The 21,586-nt window shown below is 74.1% G+C and carries 3 protein-coding genes; all 3 read left to right on the forward strand.

Annotation, left to right across the window (positions count from 1 at the left end; all coding sequences use genetic code 11):
- The first annotated feature begins 177 nt into the window (after positions 1–177).
- Positions 178–840 carry a hypothetical protein gene (locus GEV43_RS46470; RefSeq protein ID WP_160826925.1) on the forward strand — a complete coding sequence of 221 codons (663 nt, stop codon included), beginning with the start codon at positions 178–180 and terminating at the stop codon, positions 838–840.
- A 99-nt stretch (positions 841–939) separates the two neighbouring features.
- A complete protein-coding gene (locus tag GEV43_RS46475; protein ID WP_160826926.1) occupies positions 940–15,252 on the forward strand; it encodes a type I polyketide synthase in 14,313 nt (4,770 codons plus the stop codon).
- Positions 15,253–15,307: 55 nt separating this feature from the next.
- Complete coding sequence (locus GEV43_RS46480; protein WP_160826927.1) at positions 15,308–21,583, forward strand: type I polyketide synthase; 6,276 nt, start codon at positions 15,308–15,310, stop codon at positions 21,581–21,583.
- The last annotated feature ends 3 nt before the right edge of the window (positions 21,584–21,586 follow it).

Below are 21,586 nucleotides of genomic sequence, written 5' to 3' on the forward strand. Positions count from 1 at the left end.
TTCGGGCGCCAGAATAGTGCGGCCCCGCCGCCGCCCCGTACCCCTAAGTCCGGCACGGGCGGCGCGCCGCGTTTAGGGGCCCCTATCGCGGGGGCGGGCGTTAGTCCAGCTTTAGCGGCGGTTCCGATGATGAGGCGGCCCGACGACGAACGTCCCATCAATGGAGCGAGGATGAACATGCGGGAATCACGCCGGAACGCCGCGCAGCAGGGCCGGGCCGCACGGGGGCCGCGGGCGCGGTGGGCGCTCGCCGCCACGGGAGCGGCGCTGGTCGTGCTGGTGCCCGGCGCGGTCGCGGCGGTCGCCGACACCGGCGGCGGCCGGGCGGACGGCGGGCGCGCGGACGGCGCGGGCAGGCCGCCGGGCCACGGCACGAAACTCCCCGCTCCGCCGCAGATGCGCGCCCTCGACTTCATGCTGGGCTCCTACAAGTGCATGGACACCCCGCCCGGCGGCGGCGAGCAGATCGAGAACTACATCACCACCAAGCGCGACATCGGCGGGCACTACCTCGACTCGGCGATGGTCACGCCCGACCTCGTCGTGGGCCGCAGGGTCTTCGGCTGGAACCCGGTCGACCGGCGGTTCATGAGCGAATACCACGACGACTGGGGAGTGCAGGGCAACTCCTATTCGGAGGGCTGGAAGAACGGCCATCTGATCTTCACCGGAACGGTGAAACTGGTGAAGAAGCCCAGCCCGACGGGCAACGCCGAGGGCGTCGAGGTGAACGTCAAGGACGACATGGTCATCCTCAGCAGGAACCACTACACCAACACGCAGACGACGAGCGTGCCCGGCGGGATCTCCGTTCAGCACTTCTACGACTGCCGGAAATAGCGGGTCCGCGCCTTCCGGGCTCGCGTCGAGCAGCTGTCCTGTCAGCGGAGGCACCGGGCGGGCCGCCGGGTGCCGCGGAGGAAAATGGGTGCGCCGGCAATGGCGAGTAACGAAGAGAAGCTCCTCGACTACCTCAAGCGCGTGACGACGGACCTGCGCCAGGCGCAGCGGCGGCTGAAGGACGTCGAGTCGGTCGGGCACGAGCCGATCGCGATCGTCGGGATGGCCTGCCGCTTCCCCGGCGGCGTGCGGTCGCCCGGGGAGCTGTGGGACCTGGTCGCCGAGGGGCGGGACGCCGTCGGCGGCTTCCCCGCCGACCGCAACTGGGACCTGGACGGCCTCTTCGACCCCGATCCCGAGCACCCCGGCACGAGCTACGTGCGCGAGGGCGGCTTCATCGACGACGTCGCCGGCTTCGACGCCTCGTTCTTCGGCATCGGCCCCCGCGAGGCGCTCGCGATGGCGCCGCAGCAGCGGCTGGCGCTGGAGACGTCGTGGGAGGCGGTCGAGCACGCGGGCATCGACCCCGAGTCGCTGCGGTCGAGCCCGACCAGCACGTTCATCGGCTGCGACCGCCTCGACTACTACTCCGACCCGTCGCAGGTGCCCGAGGGGTCGGCGGGCTACTTCACGATCGGCAACACCGCGAGCGTCGTCTCCGGCCGCGTCGCGTACGCGCTCGGCCTGGAGGGCGCGGCGGTGACGGTGGACACCGCGTGCTCCTCGTCGCTGGTCACCCTGCACCTCGCGGCGCGCGCGCTGCGGCAGCGCGAGTGCGACATGGCGCTGGCGGGCGGGGTGTTCGTGATGTCGTCGTCCGCGCCGCTCGTCGGCTTCAGCCAGCTCCGCGCGCTCGCCCCGGACGGCCGGTCCAAGTCGTTCGCGGCGGGCGCGGACGGCATGACCATGGCCGAGGGCGCCGGGATGGTGCTGCTGGAGCGCCTGTCGGACGCGCGCCGCGCGGGCCACCGGGTGCTGGCCGTGATCCGCGGCTCGGCGATGAACCAGGACGGCGCGAGCAACGGCCTGACCGCGCCGAACGGCCCGTCCCAGCAGCGCGTGATCGCGGACGCGCTCGCCGACGCCCGCCTCTCCCCCGCCGACGTGGACGCGCTGGAGGCGCACGGCACCGGCACGGCGCTCGGCGACCCGATCGAGGCGCAGGCGCTCCTCGCCACGTACGGGCAAGGCCGCCCGGACGACCGGCCGCTGTGGCTCGGGTCGATCAAGTCCAACATCGGGCACACCCAGATGGCGGCGGGCGTCGCGGGCGTCATCAAGATGGTGATGGCGCTGCGGAACGGCCGCCTCCCCGCGTCGCTGCACATCGACGAGCCGTCCCCGCACGTGGACTGGGACGCGGGCGCCGTCCGCCTCCTCACCGACCCGGTCGAGTGGCGGAACGGCGACCGTCCCCGCCGCGCGGGCGTGTCGTCGTTCGGGATCTCCGGGACGAACGCCCACGTGATCCTGGAGGAGGCACCGGAGCCGGACGACACGGCTCCGGCGGCACCGGCCCCGGCCCCGGACGCAGAGGTCGCGGGCGGGGTGGTGCCGTGGGCGCTGTCGGCGCGCAACGCGCCCGCACTGCGCGACCAGGCCGCCGCACTCGTAACGCACCTCGAAGAACGCGACGACTTCTCACCGGTCGAAGTCGGCTGGTCACTGGCCACCACACGCTCGACGTTCGAACACCGCGCCGTCGTCATCGGCCAAGACCGCGACCAGCTCATGGACGGCCTGAAGGCGCTGGCCTCAGGCGCCCAGCACCCCAACCTGGTCAATCCCGGAGTGGCGGCGGCGCATTCCGAGAACGGGCCGGTGATGGTGTTCCCCGGCCAGGGTTCGCAGTGGCCCGGCATGGGCGCGGAGCTGCTCGACTCCTCCCCCGTGTTCGCCGCGCGGATGGCCGAGTGCGAGCGGGCGCTCGCGCCGTACGTCGACTGGTCGCTCACCGACGTGCTCCGCGGGGCCGACGGCGCCGCCGACCTCGAACGGGTGGACGTCGTCCAGCCCGTGCTGTGGGCGGTCATGGTGTCGCTGGCCGCCGTGTGGGCCGAGCACGGCGTCACGCCCGCGGCGGTCGTCGGGCACAGCCAGGGCGAGATCGGCGCCGCGTGCGTCGCGGGCGCGCTCGGCCTGGAGGACGGCGCGAAGATCGTGGCGCTGCGCAGCCGGGCCCTGCGCCGCCTCGCGGGCACGGGCGCCATGGCCTCGCTCGAAACCGGCCCGGAGGAGGCGGAGGGCCTCCTCGACGGCGGCGTGACGATCGCGGCGGTGAACGGCCCGACCTCGGTCGTGGTCTCGGGTCCGCCCGGCGAGGTCGCCGGCGTGGTCGACCGGGTGAAGGCGCGCGGCCTGCGCGCCCGGCTGATCGACGTGGACTACGCCTCGCACGGCCCGCACGTCGGAGAGGTCGCGGACGAGCTGCGCGAGGCGCTGGCCGGGATCGAGCCCGCCGCCTCGTCCGTGGCGTTCTACTCGACGGTGACCGCGGCACGCATCGACACGTCCGGGCTGGACGCGGACTACTGGGTCGCCAACCTGTGCCGGCCCGTCCGGTTCGCCGACGCCGTCCACGCGCTGCTGGACGACGGGCACGGCACGTTCGTCGAGGCCAGCCCGCACCCGATCCTCACCCTCGCGCTGGAGCAGATCGCCGAGGACGCCGGCGCCGCGGCCGGGATCGTGCCCACGCTGCGGCGCGACCACGGGGACCACGCCCAGCTCACCCGCGCGCTCGCGCACGCCCACACCCTCGCCGCGCCCGTCGACTGGACCCGTTGCTTCCCCGCGTCCCCGCCGCCCGCGACCACCGACCTGCCCACCTACCCGTTCCAGCGCGAGCGGTTCTGGCTGGCGCCCGCCGCGCGTTCCGGCGTGGGCGGGGACGGGCACGACCCGGCCGAGAGCGAGCTGTGGCACGCGATCGAGGAGCTGGACGTCGACGCGCTGAGCGCCACCCTGCGGCTGGAGGACGGCAGCCCGGCCGTGGACGACCTGCGTCCGGCGCTGCCGATCCTGGCGCAGTGGCGCCGCCGCCACCGCGAGCGGACCGTCCTGGACTCCTGGCGCTACAAGATCACGTGGAAGCACCTGCGGGAGGAGCGCGCCCCGGAGCTGTCCGGCACGTGGCTCGTCATCACGCCCGCGGACGAGGACGGCGGGAGCCCCGCCGTCCACACCGCCGTGCAGGCGATCCGCGGCCACGGCGGCGACGTGCGGCTGCTGCCCGTCGACACCGCGGGCGCCACGCGCGAACGGTTCGTGCGGGACCTCGCCGAGGCGAGCGCCGAGACGCCGCCGGCGGGCGTCCTCAGCCTGCTGGCGCTGGACGCGTCGCCGCATCCGGACGAACCCGCGGTTCCGGCCGGGCTGGCCGCCACGATCGCGCTGATCCAGGCGCACGGGGACGGCGGCGCGGGCGCGCCGCTGTGGTGCCTCACGCAGGGCGCGGTCGCGGTGTCGCCGACCGATCCGCTGCCCAGCCCCCGGCAGGCGCAGGTGTGGGGGCTCGGACGCGTCGCCGCCCTGGAGTACCCGTCCCGGTGGGGCGGCCTGATCGACCTGCCCGCCGCGCCCGACCGGAACACCGCCGCCCGGCTCGCCGGGCTGCTGGCGTCCGGCGGGCCCGAGGACCAGGTGGCCGTCCGGACGACCGCGTCGTTCGCGCGCCGCATGGACCGCGCCCCCGCCCGCGACGGCGGCGACGCGCCCTGGCGGCCGACGGGGACGACGCTGGTCACCGGCGGCACGGGCGGGCTCGGCACGCACCTGGCCCGCTGGCTCGCGCGGAACGGCGCGCCGCACCTCGTGCTCACCAGCCGCCGCGGCCCGGACGCCCCCGGCGCCGCGGAGCTAGCCGAGGAGCTCGAAGCGCTCGGGACCCGCGTCACCCTCGCCGCCTGCGACGCGTCCGACCGTTCCGCGCTGGAGGGCGTCATCGACGCCGTGCCCGCCGAGCATCCGCTCACCGCCGTGTTCCACGCCGCCGGGATGTCGGACCTCACCCCGATCACCGACCTGGACCTGGCCCGCGCGGGCGAGGTCCTGCGGTCGAAGTCGCAGGCGGCGGAGCATCTGCACGACCTGACGCGGCACCTCGACCTGACGGCGTTCGTGCTGTTCTCCTCCGGCGCCGCGGCCTGGGGCAGCGGGCAGCAGGGCGCCTACGCCGCCGCGAACGTCTACCTCGACGCGCTCGCCGAGCACCGCCGCCGTCTCGGGCTGCCCTCCACCAGCCTGGCGTGGGGGCCGTGGGGCGAGGCCGGCATGTCCGCCGACGAGAACGTCATCGCGTTCTTCGCCCGGCGCGGCCTGACGCCCATGGACCCGGGCCTGGCCGTGAAGACGCTCCACGAGGCGATCACGCAGGGCGAGACGTCCCTCACGGTCGCCGACATCCACTGGCGGAAGTTCCCGGCGGCGTTGACGACGCAGCGCCCGAGCCCGTTCCTGAGCGACCTCGCCGAGACCGACCCGGACGACGCCGACCGGCGGGACGCCTCGCCCGGCGCCAGCCCGCTGCGGCAGGAGCTGGCGGGGAGCGCGCCGAAGCAGCAGCTCGACCTGCTGCTGCGGCACGTCCGGACCCACGCGGCGTCGATCCTCGGCCACACGAGCATCGACGCCGTCCCGGCGGGGCAGCCGCTCCAGGAGCTGGGGTTCGACTCGCTGACGGCCGTCGAGCTGAGCAAGCAGCTCAGCACGAGCACGGGGCTCTCGCTGCCCCGGACACTGGTCTTCGACCAGCCGACGCCCAACGCGCTCGCCAAGTACCTGCACAACGAGCTGGCGGACGACCAGCCCGCCGCCGCGTCCCGCGGCTCCGCCCGTACCGCCACGGCGGCGGCGAGCGACGAGCCGATCGCGATCGTGGCGATGGCGTGCCGCTATCCGGGCGGCGTGCGGAACCCGCAGCAGCTTTGGGACCTGGTGGCGTCCGGCGGCGACGCGATCGCCGGTATGCCCACCAACCGTTACTGGGATCTGAACAACCTCTACCACCCCGATCCCGAGCACCCCGGCACCAGCTATGTGCGCGAGGGCGCGTTCCTCTACGACGCCCCGGAATTCGACGCGGGATTCTTCGGCATCAGCCCGCGTGAAGCGTTGGCCATGGACCCGCAGCAACGTCTGCTCCTGGAAACCGCATGGGAGACGTTCGAGAACGCCGGACTCACCCAAGAAGCCCTCAGCGGAAGCAACGTCGGCGTCTTCACCGGCGGAACCTTCCAGGGCTACAGCGCCACAGGCAACCCGGCCCAAGAGAGCGAGGGCTACGCCCTGGCGGGAACGACCGCGAGCGTCATCTCCGGGCGCGTCTCGTACGCGTTCGGGTTGGAAGGCCCCGCCGTCACCGTCGACACCGCGTGCTCGTCGTCGCTCGTCGCGATCCACCTGGCGAGCCGGGCCCTCGCGCAGGGCGAGTGCAGCCTCGCGCTCGCGGGCGGGGTGGCCATCATGGCGACGCCCGCGACGTTCGTCGGCTTCTCCCGCCAGCGCGGCCTCGCCCCCAACGGCCGCGCCAAGCCGTTCGCCGCGGCGGCCGACGGCACCAACTGGGGCGAGGGCGCCGGCCTGCTCCTGCTGGAACGGCTGTCGGACGCCGAACGCAACGGCCACCACGTGCTCGCGACGATCCGCGGCTCGGCGGTCAACCAGGACGGCACCAGCAACGGCCTCACCGCCCCCAACGGCCCGTCCCAGCAACGCGTCATCCGCCAGGCACTCGCCAACGCCCGCCTAGAGCCCGCCGACATCGACGCGGTGGAAGCGCACGGCACCGGGACGACCCTCGGCGACCCCATCGAAGCCCAAGCCCTCCTCGCCACGTACGGGCAGGACCGGCCAGCGGACCGGCCGCTGTGGCTCGGGTCGGTCAAGTCCAACATCGGGCACACCCAGATGGCCGCGGGCGTCGCCGGCGTCATCAAGATGGTGATGGCGATGCGGAACGACCTGCTCCCCGAATCCCTGCACATCGACGAGCCGTCCCCGCACGTGGACTGGGACGCGGGCGCCGTCCGCCTCCTCGCCGAACCCGTCGAGTGGCCCGAGGGCGAACGCCCGCGCCGGGCCGGGGTGTCGGCGTTCGGGATCTCCGGGACGAACGCGCACGTGATCCTGGAGGAGGCGCCCGAGCCGTCCGTGCCCGACACCGCCTCCGAGGCCCCGGACGCGGCGGACGCCGAGCCCGACGCGTCCGGCGGCCCGGTGCCGTGGGTGGTCTCCGCCCGCAGCGCCACCGCGTTGCGCGACCAGGCCGCCGCGCTGTCCGCCCACCTCGCGGGCGGCGACGACTCCCCCGGCGACGTCGGCTGGGCGCTGGCGACGAGGCGTTCGACGTTCGAGCACCGCGCCGTGGTCCTCGGCCGGGACCGCGACGAGCTGCTGGCCGGGCTGGACGCCCTCGCCACCGCAGGGCAGCACCCCGGGCTGGTCGCCCCCGGCACGCCCGCGGCGGCCTCCGAACCGGGTCCGGTGCTAGTGTTCCCGGGGCAGGGTTCGCAGTGGCCCGGGATGGGCGCGAAGCTGCTCGACACCTCACCCGTGTTCGCCGCACGCATCGCCGAATGCGAACAAGCCCTCGCCCCGCACATCGACTGGTCCCTCACCGACGTACTGCGCGGAACCGAGGGCGCGGCCGACCTGAACCGGGTGGACGTCGTCCAACCCGTCCTCTGGGCCACCATGGTTTCGTTGGCCGCCGTCTGGGCCGACCACGGCGTCACACCCGCCGCCGTCATCGGACACAGCCAAGGCGAAATCGCCGCCGCCTGCATCGCCGGAGCACTCACCCTCACCGACGCCGCCACCATCACCGCCCTCCGCAGCAAAGCCCTCCGCAACCTCGCCGGACACGGCGCCATGGCCTCCCTCGGCACCGGACGCGACGGGGCGGAACGGCTGCTGGAGGAACGGGGCGGCGACGTGGTCGTGGCGGCGTTCAACGGACCGTCCTCCACGGTGGTCTCCGGGCCGCCCGAGGCCGTCGCGGACGTCGTGGCGGCGGCCAAGGCCGCCGGCCTGCGCGCGCGGATGATCGACGTGGACTACGCCTCGCACGGCCCGCAGATCGACCGGATCACCGGCGAGCTGCACGAGGTCCTCGCCGGTATCCGGCCGTTCGACGCGGAGATCCCGTTCTACTCGACCGTGCACGCCGGGCGGATCGACACGACCGGCCTGGACGCCGCGTACTGGGTGACGAACCTGCGCGAGCAAGTGCGGTTCGCCGACACCGTGGAGGCCCTGCTGAACGACGGGCACCGGGTGTTCATCGAGGCGAGCGCCCACCCGGTGCTGACGGTCGGCCTGGAGGAGATCTTCGAGGAGGCGGGCGCCGACGCGTACGCGGTGCCGACGCTGCACCGCGACCGCGGCGACCGGGCGCAGGTGGCGCGGTCGGTGGCGGAGGCGTTCACGGCGGGCGTCCAGGTCGACTGGACGGCGCTGTTCGGGCGGACGGCGCGGCGGCGCGCGGTGGACCTGCCCACGTACGCGTTCCAGCGGCGGCCCTACTGGCTGGCTCCGGCCGTCCCGTCCGGCGGTGGCGGACCCGGCCACGACCAGGCCGAGACCGAGCTGTGGAACGCGATCGAGGAACTCGACGTCGACGCGCTCGGCGCCGCCCTGCACCTGGACGGCGACGGCCCGGCCCTCGACGATCTGCGTCCCGCCCTGCCGATCCTGTCGGAGTGGCGGCGGCGGCACCGCGAGCAGAGCACGCTGGACTCCTGGCGCTACCAGATCGGCTGGACGCATCTCCCGGAGATCGCCGCCCCGGTGCTGTCGGGCACGTGGCTGGTGCTCGTTCCCGCGGACGGCGGCGCGGGCGCGGCCGAACGTTCCGCCATCGACACCGCGGTGCAGGCGATCCGGAGCCACGGCGCCACGGCGTCCGTGCTGCCCGTCGACTGCGCCGCCGTCGAACGCGACCAGCTCGTCCAGCACCTCACGGAGGCGGAGACGCCCCCGTCCGGCATCCTCAGCCTGCTTGCCTTGGACGAGACGCCGCATCCGTCGCATCCGGCGGTCCCGGCCGGGCTCGCGGCGACGACGGCACTCGTCCAAGCGCTCGACGCCAGCGGCATCGCGGTCCGCCTGTGGTGCGTCACGCAAGGGGCCGTGGCGGTGTCGCCCAGCGATCCGCTCCTCAACCCCGTTCAGGCCGAGACGTGGGGGCTCGGACGCGTCGCGGCGCTGGAGTATCCCGCTCGCTGGGGCGGTCTCATCGACCTGCCGACCACACCCGACCAGCACACTCCCGCGCGCCTCGCCGCGCTGCTCACACCGGGCCAGCCCGAAGACCAGGTCGCGGTCCGCGCCACGGCGACGCTCGCCCGCCGGATGCGGCGCGCCCCCGCGCCCTCCGGCAACGGCCGGGCTCCCTGGACGCCGTCCGGGACGACGTTGATCACCGGAGGAACGGGCGGTCTGGGCGCGCACCTGGCCCGCTGGCTCGCCCACAACGGCGCACCGCACCTCCTGCTCACCAGCCGACGCGGCCCCGACGCACCCGGCGCGCGCGAACTCGCCGACGAACTACGCGCGCTCGGAACGGCCGTCACCCTCACCGCCTGCGACGTCTCCGACCGTTCCGCGCTGAAGGGCGTCATCGACGGCGTGCCCGACGACCAGCCGCTGAACGCGGTCTTCCACGCGGCCGGGATTCCGGAGCTCCATCCCTTCGCCGAACTCGACATCCCCCACATCAGCGACGTCCTGCTTCCCAAGGCACAGGCCGCCGCACACCTGCACGAGCTGACCCGGCACCTCGACCTGACGGCGTTCGTGCTGTTCTCCTCCGGGGCCGCCGCCTGGGGCAGCGGACAGCAAGCCTCCTACGCCGCCGCCAACACCTACCTCGACGCCCTCGCCGAACACCGCCGCACCCTCGGACTCCCCGCGACCAGCATCGCCTGGGGACCGTGGGGCGAGGCCGGGATGGCGGCGGACGAGAACGTCATCGCGTTCTTCGCCCGCCGCGGCCTGGCGATCATGGACCCGGACCTGGCCGTCAAGTCGCTCCACCAGGCCGTCTCCCACGGCGACACCACCCTGACCGTCGCCGACATCCACTGGGAGACGTTCACCGCCACCTTCACGACGCAGCGGCCCAGCCGACTCGTCGCGGACCTCACGCCCTCGCGGTCCGACACGGGCGACGGGACCGGAGGCGGTGCCGGAGCCGAAGAGGGGCGGACGGACGACCACCCGCTGCGCGGGGAACTGGCCGGGAGCACACCGAAGCAGCAGCTCGAACTGCTGGTGCGGCACGTCCAGGAGCACGCCGCGACGATCCTCGGGCACTCCGGGGCCGACGCGGTCTCGGCCGGGCAGCCGCTCCAGGAGCTGGGCTTCGACTCCCTCACGGCCGTCGAGCTCAGCAAGCGCCTCGGCTCGGCCACCGGCCTCTCGCTCCCCCGGACACTCGTCTTCGACCACCCCACGCCCAACGCGATCGCCAAGTACCTGCGCGCGGAGCTGACCGGGCAGCAGGCCGACGCGGTACGGTCCCCCGCGTCGATCACGTCCGCCGCGACGGACGAGCCGATCGCGATCGTGGCGATGGCGTGCCGCTTCCCCGGCGGCGTGCGGAACCCGCAGCAGCTCTGGGACCTGGTGGCGTCCGGCGGCGACGCCATCGCGGAAATGCCCACCAACCGGAGCTGGGACCTGGACAACCTCTACCACCCCGACCCCGAGCACCCCGGGACCAGTTACGTGCGCGAGGGCGCGTTCCTCTACGACGCCCCGGAATTCGATGCCGGATTCTTCGGCATCAGCCCGCGTGAAGCGTTGGCCATGGACCCGCAACAACGTCTCCTCCTGGAAACCGCATGGGAGACGTTCGAGAACGCAGGACTCACCCAAGAAGCCCTCAGCGGAAGCAACGTCGGCGTCTTCACCGGCGGAACCTTCCAGGGCTACAGCGCCACAGGAACACCCGCGAAGGAAATCGAGGGCTACATCCTCGTCGGGAACACGGCGAGCGTCATGTCGGGCCGGGTGTCCTACACATTCGGACTGGAAGGCCCCGCGGTGACCGTCGACACCGCGTGCTCGTCGTCGCTGGTGGCCATCCACCTGGCAAGCCAGGCCCTCGCGCAGGGGGAATGCGACCTCGCGCTCGCCGGCGGCGTCACCGTCATGGCGACGCCCGCCACGTTCATCGGCTTCTCCCGACAGCGCGGCCTCGCGCCCAACGGCCGCTGCAAGCCGTTCGCGGCGGCTGCCGACGGAACCGGCTGGGGCGAAGGCGCCGGTCTCCTCCTGCTGGAACGGCTGTCGGACGCCGAACGCAACGGCCACCACATCCTCGCCACGATCCGCGGCTCGGCCGTCAACCAGGACGGCACCAGCAACGGCCTCACCGCCCCCAACGGCCCATCCCAGCAACGCGTCATCCGCCAAGCCCTCGCCAACGCCCGCCTGGAGCCCGCCGACGTGGACGCGGTGGAAGCGCACGGCACCGGAACGACCCTCGGCGACCCCATCGAAGCCCAAGCCCTCCTCGCCACCTACGGACGCAACCGCCCCGAAGACCGTCCCCTGTGGCTCGGCTCGATCAAATCCAACATCGGCCACACCCAGATGGCCGCAGGCGTCGCCGGCGTCATCAAAATGGTGATGGCCATGCGAAATGGCCTTCTCCCCGAATCCCTGCACATTGACGAGCCGTCTCCGCATGTGGATTGGGAGGCGGGTGCGGTGCGGCTGCTGAGTGAGCCGGTGGAGTGGGTGTGGGGTGGGCGTCCGCGTCGTGCGGGTGTGTCGTCGTTCGGTATTTCGGGGACGAATGCGCATCTGATCGTGGAGCAGGCCCCCGAACCCGACCCCGAGGTCGTCCCCGAGGCTGAGTCCGAGTCCGAGGCTCGGGTCGGGTCGGGTGGGGTGGTGCCGTGGGTGGTGTCGGCGCGGTCGGTGGCGGGGTTGCGGGATCAGGCGGCGGCGTTGTCGGCGCACCTGTCCGGCCGGGACGTCTCACCGGTTCAGGTGGGGTGGTCGCTGGCTACGAGGCGTTCGGTGTTCGAGCACCGCGCCGTCATCACCGGCCACCACTCTGAGGAGTTCCTCCAAGGGCTGGACGCGCTGGCCGCTGGAGACGACCACCCGTGCCTGACCGCTTCACCCAGTGCCGGTGCCACGGGTGGCGAGGTGGTGTGGATGTTCAGTGGGCAGGGCAGCCAACGGCCCGGGATGGGCGCGGGGCTGTATGAGCGGTTCCCGGTGTTCGCCACCACCTTCGACCAGATCTGCGATCTGCTCGACCCCCACCTCCCCCACCCGCTACGCGACGTGGTCTTCAACCCCGACCCCGACCAACCAGACCTGCTGGACCACACCCTCTACACCCAGACCGCGCTGTTCGCGTTGCAGGTCTCCCTGGCCCGGCTCCTCAACCAGCACGGCCACACCCCGCACACCCTCATCGGGCACTCCATCGGAGAGATCGCCGCCGCCCACATCGCCGGGATCCTCGACCTGCCCGACGCCTGCCGCCTGCTCACCGCACGCGCCACCCTCATGGACCAAATCCCCATCGACGGCACCATGACCGCCATCCAGGCCACCTACGACGAACTCACCGACCATCTCCAAACCGTCGATCCCGACGGGCGGCGCATCGCCATCGCCGCGCTCAACACCCCGGACAGCACGGTGGTCTCCGGTGATCCGGATCTCGTCGCGCAGGTCGCGGACGTCTGGGCCGGGAAGGGGCGCAAGACGCGGCGGCTCAAGGTCAGCCACGCGTTCCACTCGCCGCACATGGACCCGGTCCTCGAACCGTTCGCCGAGGTCGTCCGGGGGCTGACGCACCGTCCGGCGACCATTCCGCTCATCACCAACCTCACGGGCGGGCCGGTGGAGGATCTGGGGCCCGACTACTGGATCCAGCAGGTCCGGCAGCCGGTACGGTTCCAGCCGGCGATCGAGTATCTGGCCCGGAGCGCGACGCCGCCGGCCGCCTACCTCGAACTCGGCCCGGACCCCGTGCTGGCCGCCGCGGCGCGGCACACTCTCGCGAGCGTCGGGGGCGACGGCCGGCCCGAGCCCGTCGTCGCGGCGACGCTCAACCACCGCCACTCGGACGTCCACGCGCTGACGGACGCGCTCGCCCAGTTGCACACGCACGTCGCGCCGATCGACTGGTCCCCCTACTTCCCGAGCCGGCGCGCGGGCTCCGCTCCCGACCTGCCCAACTACGCGTTCCAGCGCCGGTCGTACTGGCTGGTGAACGAGCCGGAGAAGGCGGCGGCGACGGAGAACGCGCTCGACTCCGAGTTCTGGGACGCGGTGGAACGCGAGGACGTGGAGTCGCTGGCGCGGACGCTGGGTTCACCGGCCGAGCAGGAGACCTCGCTGGGCGAGGTTCTGCCGATCCTGTCGGGGTGGCGGCGCAGGCACCGCGAGCAGGGCGTACTGGACTCGTACCGCTACCAGGTCGCCTGGACGCATCTCCCAGAGGAGAGCGCGCCGGTGCTGTCGGGCACGTGGCTCGTGCTCGTTCCCGCGAACGACGCTGAGGGGCCCGCTGCGGACCTCGCCGTTCAGGCGCTGCGCGCGCACGGCGCCGTTCCGAACGTTCTGCGCGTGGAGGCGACCACGGCCGGGCGGGAGGAGTTCGCGCGGCAGCTCGCCGATGCGGACGCGGACGCTCCGCTGGAAGGCGTCCTCAGCCTGCTTGCCTTGGACGAGACGCCGCACCCGTCGCATCCGGCGGTCCCGGCCGGGCTCGCGGCGACGACGGCACTCGTCCAGGCGCTCGATGACAGCGGCGTCCCGGCACGCCTGTGGTGCCTGACGCAGGGAGCGGTGTCGGTGTCGCCCAGCGATCCGCTCCTCAACCCGCTCCAAGCCGAGACGTGGGGGCTCGGACGCGTCGCGGCGCTCGAATACCCGGCCCGCTGGGGCGGTCTCATCGACCTGCCGACCACACCCGACCAGCACACTCCCGCGCGCCTTGCCGCACTGCTCGCTCCCGGGCAGCCCGAGGACCAGGCCGCGATCCGCGCGACCGCCGTCCTCGCGCGCCGTATGCGCCGCGCGCCCGACCGCACCAACGGCGACGCGCCGTGGCGGCCGTCCGGGACGACGCTGATCACCGGAGGAACAGGCGGCCTGGGCGCACACCTGGCCCGCTGGCTCGCCCACAACGGCGCACCCCACCTCCTGCTCACCAGCCGACGCGGCCCCGACGCACCCGGCGCACGCGAACTCGCCGAAGAGCTCCAAACGCTCGGAACGGCCGTCACCCTCACCGCCTGCGACGTCTCCGACCGCTCCGCACTGAAGAACGTCATCGACGGCGTTCCCGGCGACCAGCCGCTGAACGCGGTGTTCCACGTGGCGGGGATTCCGGAGCTCACCGCGTTCGCCGATCTCGACGTTCCCCATATCGGTGAGGTGCTGCGGTCGAAGGCGCTGGCGGCCGATCATCTGCACGAGCTGACCCGGGATCTGGACCTGACGGCGTTCGTGCTGTTCTCGTCCGGGGCCGCGGCCTGGGGCAGCGGGCAGCAAGCCTCCTATGCCGCCGCCAACGCCTACCTCGACGCCCTCGCCGAACACCGGCACACCCTCGGGCTCCCCGCGACCAGCATCGCCTGGGGGCCCTGGGCGCAGGCGGGGATGGCGGCCGTGGACGACGTCATCACCTACATCGGCCGCCGCGGGCTGACGCCGCTCGATCCCGACCTGGCCCTCAAGGCGCTCCACCGGGCGCTGACGCGCGGCGAGACGACGCTCACCGTCGCGGACATCGAATGGGAGGCGTTCACCACCACGTTCACCACGCAGCGCCCCAGCCCGCTCATCGCGGACCTGGCCCCCGCCCGGCCCGACGCCGCGGCGGACGTCGAGGAGGCCGCCGAGGGCGGCGGGCATCCGCTCCGCGAGCAGCTCGCGGGCGGTACGCCCGAGGAGCAGCGGCACATCCTGCTGCGGCACGTCCAGGCCCGCGTCGCCGCCGTCCTCGGCCATCCGGACCCGGACGCGATCCCGGCGGCGCAGCCGTTCCAGGAGCTCGGCTTCGACTCGCTGAGCGCCGTCGAGCTCCGCAACCGGCTCGCGGCGACGACCGGGCTCCCGCTGCCGCCCACCCTGATCTTCGACCATCCGTCGTGCGGGGCGCTCGCCGACCTGCTCCGCGTCCAGCTCCTCGACGTGGACGTGGTGGACGAGGGCCGCGTCCTGTCCGGCCTGGACCAGTGGGACTCGTCCTGCGACCCGGCCGCGGTGGACGGGGCGGCGCGGCGGCGCGTCACCCAGCGGCTGGAGTCGCTGCTGGCCAAGTGGAACGCCACCGGAGACGAGGACGGGCGTTCCGCGCCCGACCACGAACTGGAGACGGCGACGGCGGAGGACATCTTCGACCTGATCGCCGACGAGTTCGGGAAGTCGTGAAGTCGTGAGCCCGATGACCCCGATCCCTCGCGTCGCGGCAAGGAGTACGCCCTAGATGTCGAACGAGGAAAAGCTGCTCGACCACCTCAAGTGGGTCACCGCCGAGCTGCGGCAGGCCCGCCGGCGGCTGCGGGAGGCCGAGTCCGCCGAGCCGGAGCCGATCGCGGTCGTGGGGTTCGCCTGCCGCTACCCCGGCGGCGTCCGGTCGCCCGAGGACCTGTGGCGGCTCGTCGCGGAGGGCCGCGACGCGATCACCCCGTTCCCCGCCGACCGGGAGTGGGACGTCGAGCGGATCTACGATCCCGACCCCGACAAGCCCGGCAGGACGTACGTGACGGAGGGCGGCTTCTGCGACGACGTCCCCGGGTTCGACGCGGCGTTCTTCGACATCAGCCCGCGCGAGGCGCTCGCCATGGACCCGCAGCAGCGGCTGCTGCTGGAGACGGCGTGGGAGACGTTCGAACGGGCCGGACTCGACCGGGACGCCCTGCACGGCAGCGAGACCGGGGTGTTCGCCGGGGTCAGCTCGCACGACTACCTCTCCCTCATCGGCCGGACGACCAGCGACGTCGGCGGCTACGCGGGCACCGGCAACGTGGGGAGCGTCGCGTCGGGCCGGATCGCCTACACCTGGGGCCTGGAGGGCCCGGCGGTGTCGGTGGACACAGCGTGCTCGTCGTCGCTGACCGCGATCCACCTCGCCTGCCAGTCGCTCCGGCAGCGCGAGTGCACGATGGCGCTCGCGGGCGGGGTGTCGGTGCTGGCGACGCCCGACGCGTTCATCGAGTTCTCGCGGCAGCGGGCGAACGCGCCCGACGGCCGGTGCAAGTCGTTCGCGGCGGCGGCCGACGGCACGGGCTGGAGCGAGGGCGTCGGGCTGGTGCTGCTGGAGCCGCTGTCGGACGCCCAGCGCAACGGCCGCCGGATCCTGGGTGTGGTGCGGGGCTCGGCGGTCAACCAGGACGGCGCGAGCAACGGCCTGACCGCGCCGAACGGCCCGTCGCAGGAGCGGGTGATCCGGCAGGCGCTCGTCCGCGCGGGACTGGCGGCTTCGGACGTGGACGCGGTGGAGGCGCACGGCACGGGCACGACGCTGGGCGACCCGATCGAGGCGAAGGCGCTGCTGGCGACGTACGGGCAGGGCCGTCCGGACGACCGTCCGCTGTGGCTGGGGTCGGTGAAGTCGAACATCGGGCACTCGCAGGGCGCGGCGGGCGTGGCCGGAGTGATCAAGATGCTCATGGCGATGCGGAACGGGCTGCTGCCCGCGTCGCTGCACATCGACGAGCCGTCCCCGCACGTGGACTGGGACGCGGGCGCCGTCCGCCTCCTCACCGACCCGGTCGAGTGGCCGCGCGGTGATCGTCCCCGCCGCGCGGGCGTGTCGTCGTTCGGGATCTCAGGGACGAACGCCCATCTGATCCTGGAGGAGCCACCGCAGCCGGACGAGGTCCCTGCGGGACAGGCCCCACGTGCGGAAGTCGTGGACGGGGTGGTGCCGTGGGCGCTGTCGGCGCGCAACGCGCCCGCACTGCGCGACCAGGCCACCGCACTCGTGACACACCTCGAACAACGCGAGGACTTCTCACCGGTCGAGGTCGGATGGTCGCTGGCCACCACACGCTCGACGTTCGAACACCGCGCCGTCGTCATCGGCCAGGACCGCGACCAGCTCATGGACGGCCTGAGAGCCTTGGCCGACGGCCGGACGCATCCGTGCCTGGTCAATCCGGGCACGCCCGCAGCGGTATCGCAGACGGGTCCCGTGCTGGTGTTCCCGGGGCAGGGTTCGCAGTGGCCCGGCATGGGCGCCGACCTGCTCGACACCTCACCCGTCTTCGCCGCACGCATCGCCGAATGCGAACAAGCCCTCGCCCCACACATCGACTGGTCCCTCACCGACGTCCTCCGCGGAACCGAAGGCGCCGCCGACCTCAACCGCGTCGACGTCGTCCAACCCGTCCTCTGGGCCACCATGGTCTCCCTCGCCGCCGTCTGGACCGACCACGGAATCACACCCGCAGCCGTCATCGGACACAGCCAAGGCGAAATCGCCGCCGCCTGCATCGCCGGAGCACTCACCCTCACCGACGCCGCCACCATCACCGCCCTCCGCAGCAAAGCCCTCCGCAACCTCGCCGGACACGGCGCCATGGCCTCCCTCGGCGTCACGCCCGAGGAGGCCGGGGAACTGCTGGAAGGCGATGTGACGGTCGCCGCGGTGAACGGGCCCAGGTCCGTGGTGGTCTCCGGGGGGCCGGACGCGGTCGCCGCCATCGTCGCCAAGGTCGAGGCGAACGGGCAGCGGGCCCGGATGATCGACGTGGACTACGCCTCGCACGGCCCGCAGATCGACCGGATCACCGGCGAACTGCGCGAGATCCTCGCGGGGGTCCGTCCCTCCGAGGCGCGGATCCCGTTCTACTCGACGGTGACGGCCGCGCGGATCGACGCCGCCGAGCTGGACACCGAGTACTGGGTGACCAACCTGCGCCGTCCCGTCCGGTTCGCCGACACCGTCCGCGCGCTCCTCGCCGACGGGCACCGCGACTTCATCGAGGCCAGCCCGCATCCGATTCTGACCCTCGCCCTGGAGCAGATCACCGAGGACGCCGACACCCGTACCACCGTGACCTCCACGCTCCGGCGCGACCACGCGGACCACACGCAGCTCGTCCACGCGCTCGCCCGCCTCCACACCGCGGCCGCGCCCGCCGACTGGACGCGCCACTACCCCGCCGACCCGCCGCCCGCCGTGACCGACCTGCCCACCTATCCGTTCCAGCACCAGCGGTTCTGGCTGGACACGCGCGGCTGGCTCGGCGGCGAACCGGGGACGCTCGGGCTCGCTCCGGCGGGGCATCCGCTGCTGGGGGCCGCGATCGAGCAGGCGGAGGGGGACGCCTACCTGCTCACCGGACGGATCTCCCAGGGGACGGAGCCGTGGCTGGCCGATCACAAGGTGCTCGGGGCGGTGCTGCTGCCGGGGGCCGCGTTCGCCGACCTCGCCGTGCACGCGGCGGCCCGTACGGGCTGCGACCACGTCGCGGAGCTCGTCCTGCACGAGCCGCTGCGGCTCCCGGAGGACGGCGCGGTCGATCTCCAGGTCGCGGTCGGTCCCGCCGACGGCGAGGGCGGCGGGCGTCCCGTCGCCATCCACTCCAGACCGGCGGCGGACGCCGACGACGGCGAGTCCGCGTGGACGCGGCACGCCACCGGGCTCCTCGCGAACGGACCCGGGGCGAGCACGGCCACGCCGTCCGAGCCCCACCCGCTGGACGGCGCCTGGCCGCCGCCCGGAGCGGAGCCGCTCGCCACCGAACACCTCTACGACGACCTCGCGGACCGCGGCTCCGCGTACGGGACGGCCTTCCAGGGGCTCACCGCCGCGTGGCGGCTCGACGAGCACCTCTACGCGGAGGTGGTCCTGCCCGAGGACGGAACGGACCGCGCCGGGGCGGACGGCTCCGGAACCGCCGGATACGGCATCCATCCCGCTCTCCTCGACGCCGCGTTACAGGCGTGCACGCTGGGCGCGGACGGCGCGGACGGCGACTCCGGAGCGGTCATGCTGCCGTTCGCCTGGAGCGGCCTGCGGGTCCACGCCACCGGCGCGGCGTCGCTGCGGGTGCGGGTCACGCCGACGGCGGCGGACCGGCTCACGATCGCCGCCGCCGACGCGTCCGGAGCGCCGGTCCTGTCGCTGGACGACCTGACGCTGCGTTCGGTCGAGGCCGACGCCGCCGCGCAGGCCCGCCTGGCGGCCAGGAACTCGCTGTTCGCGATGGACTGGACGCCGCTGCCCGACCCCGAAGGGACACCCCCGGCCCGGCTCGCGGTCGTCGCGCTCGACGCGGCGTCCGGCTCGGACGCGGAGCTGGCCGACGCGCTCGGCGGCGCGCTGCCGGGGACGGAACGGCATCCGGACCTCTCCGCGCTCCTGACCGCGGCCGTTGACGGCACGCCGCTGCCGGACACCGTGCTCGCCGTCTGCACCGCCTCCGGCGCCGCCGGTCCCGTGGAGGAACGGCTCCACGCCGTCACCTCGGGCGTCCTGGCCCTGCTCCAGGAGTGGCCGTCCGACGAGAGCACGTCCCGGCTGGTCGTCGTCACGCGCGGCGCGGTCGCGACCGGCCCCGGCGACGGCGTGGACGACCTGCCCGCGGCGGCGGTGTGGGGGCTGGTGCGCAGCGCGCAGTCCGAGAACCCCGGACGGATCGTCCTGCTCGATCTCGACGGGCCGGACGCTTCGTCGCACGCGGTGCCCGCCGCGCTCGCCTCGGGTGAGCCGCAGATCGCGCTGCGCGACGGCCGCGCGTACGCGCCGCGGCTCGTCCGCTACGATCCCGGCGACCGGCTGTCCCCGCCGCCGGGCGCGGAGGCGTGGCGGCTGGTGTACGGCGCGGACGGCGAGGCCGCGCTCGTTCCCGATCCCGAGCACGGCCGGCCGCTCGCGCCCGGAGAGGTGCGCGTGGCGTTGCGGGCCGTCGCCGTCAGCGCCCAGGCCGCCGGGCCGGGCGCGCCGGACGAGGTCCGCGACGTGCGGGGCGACGGCGCGGGCGTCGTCGCCGGGGTCGGCGCGGACGTGGACGGGTTCGCCGTGGGCGACCGGGTGATGGGGGCGTTCGACGCCGTCGGGCCGGTGGCCCTCACCGACCACCGCCTGGTCGTGCCGATGCCCGCCGGGTGGTCGTACGCGGAGGCCGCCGGCGCGGTCTCCACCTACCTGCCCGCCTACCATCCGACCCCCGCCGACCTCGACGGCACCGGCCGCGGGGAAGGCGGGCGGGTGGAGCGCGTCCGTTCGACGCTCAGCGATCTGGCGGCGCTGTTCGAGGACGGGACGCTGCCTCCGGCGCCCGTCACCGTCCGGGACGTGTACGACGTCCGCGAGGCGCTCCGCCGGGCGGACGGCGCGGCCGGGCGGACCGTCCTGTCGCTGCCGCCGCCCCTCGACCCGGACGGGACCGTGCTGATCACCGGCGGCACCGGGGCTCTCGGCGCGGCGACGGCCCGGCACCTCGTCGCGGAACGCGGCGTCCGGCGGCTGCTGCTCGCGAGCCGCCGCGGGCCCGAGGCGCCCGGCGCGGACGCGCTGGCCGCCGAGCTGGCCGCGCTCGGCGCGGAGGTCGCCGTCGCCGCGTGCGACACCGGCGACCGGGCGGCCCTCGCGGACCTGCTGGCGTCCGTTCCGGCGCGGCATCCGCTGACGGCGGTCGTGCACACCGCCGGGATCGTCCAGGACGCGACGATCCGCACGGCGACGCCCGACCAGCTCGACGCCGTCCTGCGCGTCAAGGCGGACGGGGCGTGGCACCTGCACGAGCTGACGCGCGACCTGAACCTCGCGGCGCTGGTGCTGTTCTCGTCCGTGACCGGTCTCGCGGGCGGCCCGGGGCAGGGCAGCTACTCGGCGGCGAACGTGTTCCTCGACGCGCTCGCGCAGCACCGGCACGCGCGCGGGCTGCCCGCGACGTCCCTCGCGTGGGGGTTCTGGGAGATGGACACCGGGATGTCGGGCCGGTTCACCGACATCGACCTCGCGCGGAACGCCCGTTCGGGCGACCTCGGGCTGAGCGCGGAGCGGGCGCTCGCGCTGTTCGACGCGGCGCTCGGCCTCGGCCGGCCGCTGCTCGCGCCCGTCCGCCTGGACCTGCCGGGGCTGCGGCGCCGGACCGCGGGGGGCGAGGTCCCGGCGTTCCTGCGGGTCCTGCTGCGGGGCTCCGCGCCGCGGCCGGGCGGGACGGCGGCCGGGCCGTCGCTGGCGCGGACGCTGGCCGCGCTGAACGACGCGGACCGGCGCGAGGCGCTCCTCGACCTGGTGCGCACGCAGGCGGCGACGGTCGTCGCGCACGAGTCGGCGGGGTCGATCCCCGCCGAGCAGAACTTCCGCGAGCTCGGCTTCGACTCGCTGACCGGCGTGGAGCTGCGCAACCGGCTCAGCGCCGCGACCGGCGTCCGCCTCCCCGCAACGCTGATCTTCGACCATCCGACGCCCGCCGCGGTCGCCGGGCTGCTGGCCGAGGAGGTCGCGCCGGACGGCGCCGGACCGGAGCCCGCGGCGCTGGTCGCCGAGCTGGACCGGATCGAGGCGGCCGTGGCCGCGCTGCCGGACGGCGACGAGGGCCGCGGCCTGGTCGCGGCCCGCCTGGACGCGCTGCTGCGCAGCGTCACCGGCGTCCCGGACGGCGCCGCGCCGGACGACGGGCCGGGCCGCGACGACCTGGACTCGGCCACCGACGACGAGCTGTTCGACCTGCTCGACAACGAGCTGACCGGGCTCGAACGGGACCGTCCCGCCGACCACGACGCCCCGTCCGAGCGGGGCTGAGGC

This window comes from Actinomadura sp. J1-007, assembly GCF_009793335.1.
GTDB lineage: Bacteria > Actinomycetota > Actinomycetes > Streptosporangiales > Streptosporangiaceae > Spirillospora > Spirillospora yumaensis.

Coding starts and splice junctions, on each gene's coding strand:
- GEV43_RS46470 (WP_160826925.1), top strand. CDS start 178: ATGCGGGAATCACGCCGGAACGCCGCGCAGCAGGGCCGGGCCGCACGG.
- GEV43_RS46475 (WP_160826926.1), top strand. CDS start 940: ATGGCGAGTAACGAAGAGAAGCTCCTCGACTACCTCAAGCGCGTGACG.
- GEV43_RS46480 (WP_160826927.1), top strand. CDS start 15,308: ATGTCGAACGAGGAAAAGCTGCTCGACCACCTCAAGTGGGTCACCGCC.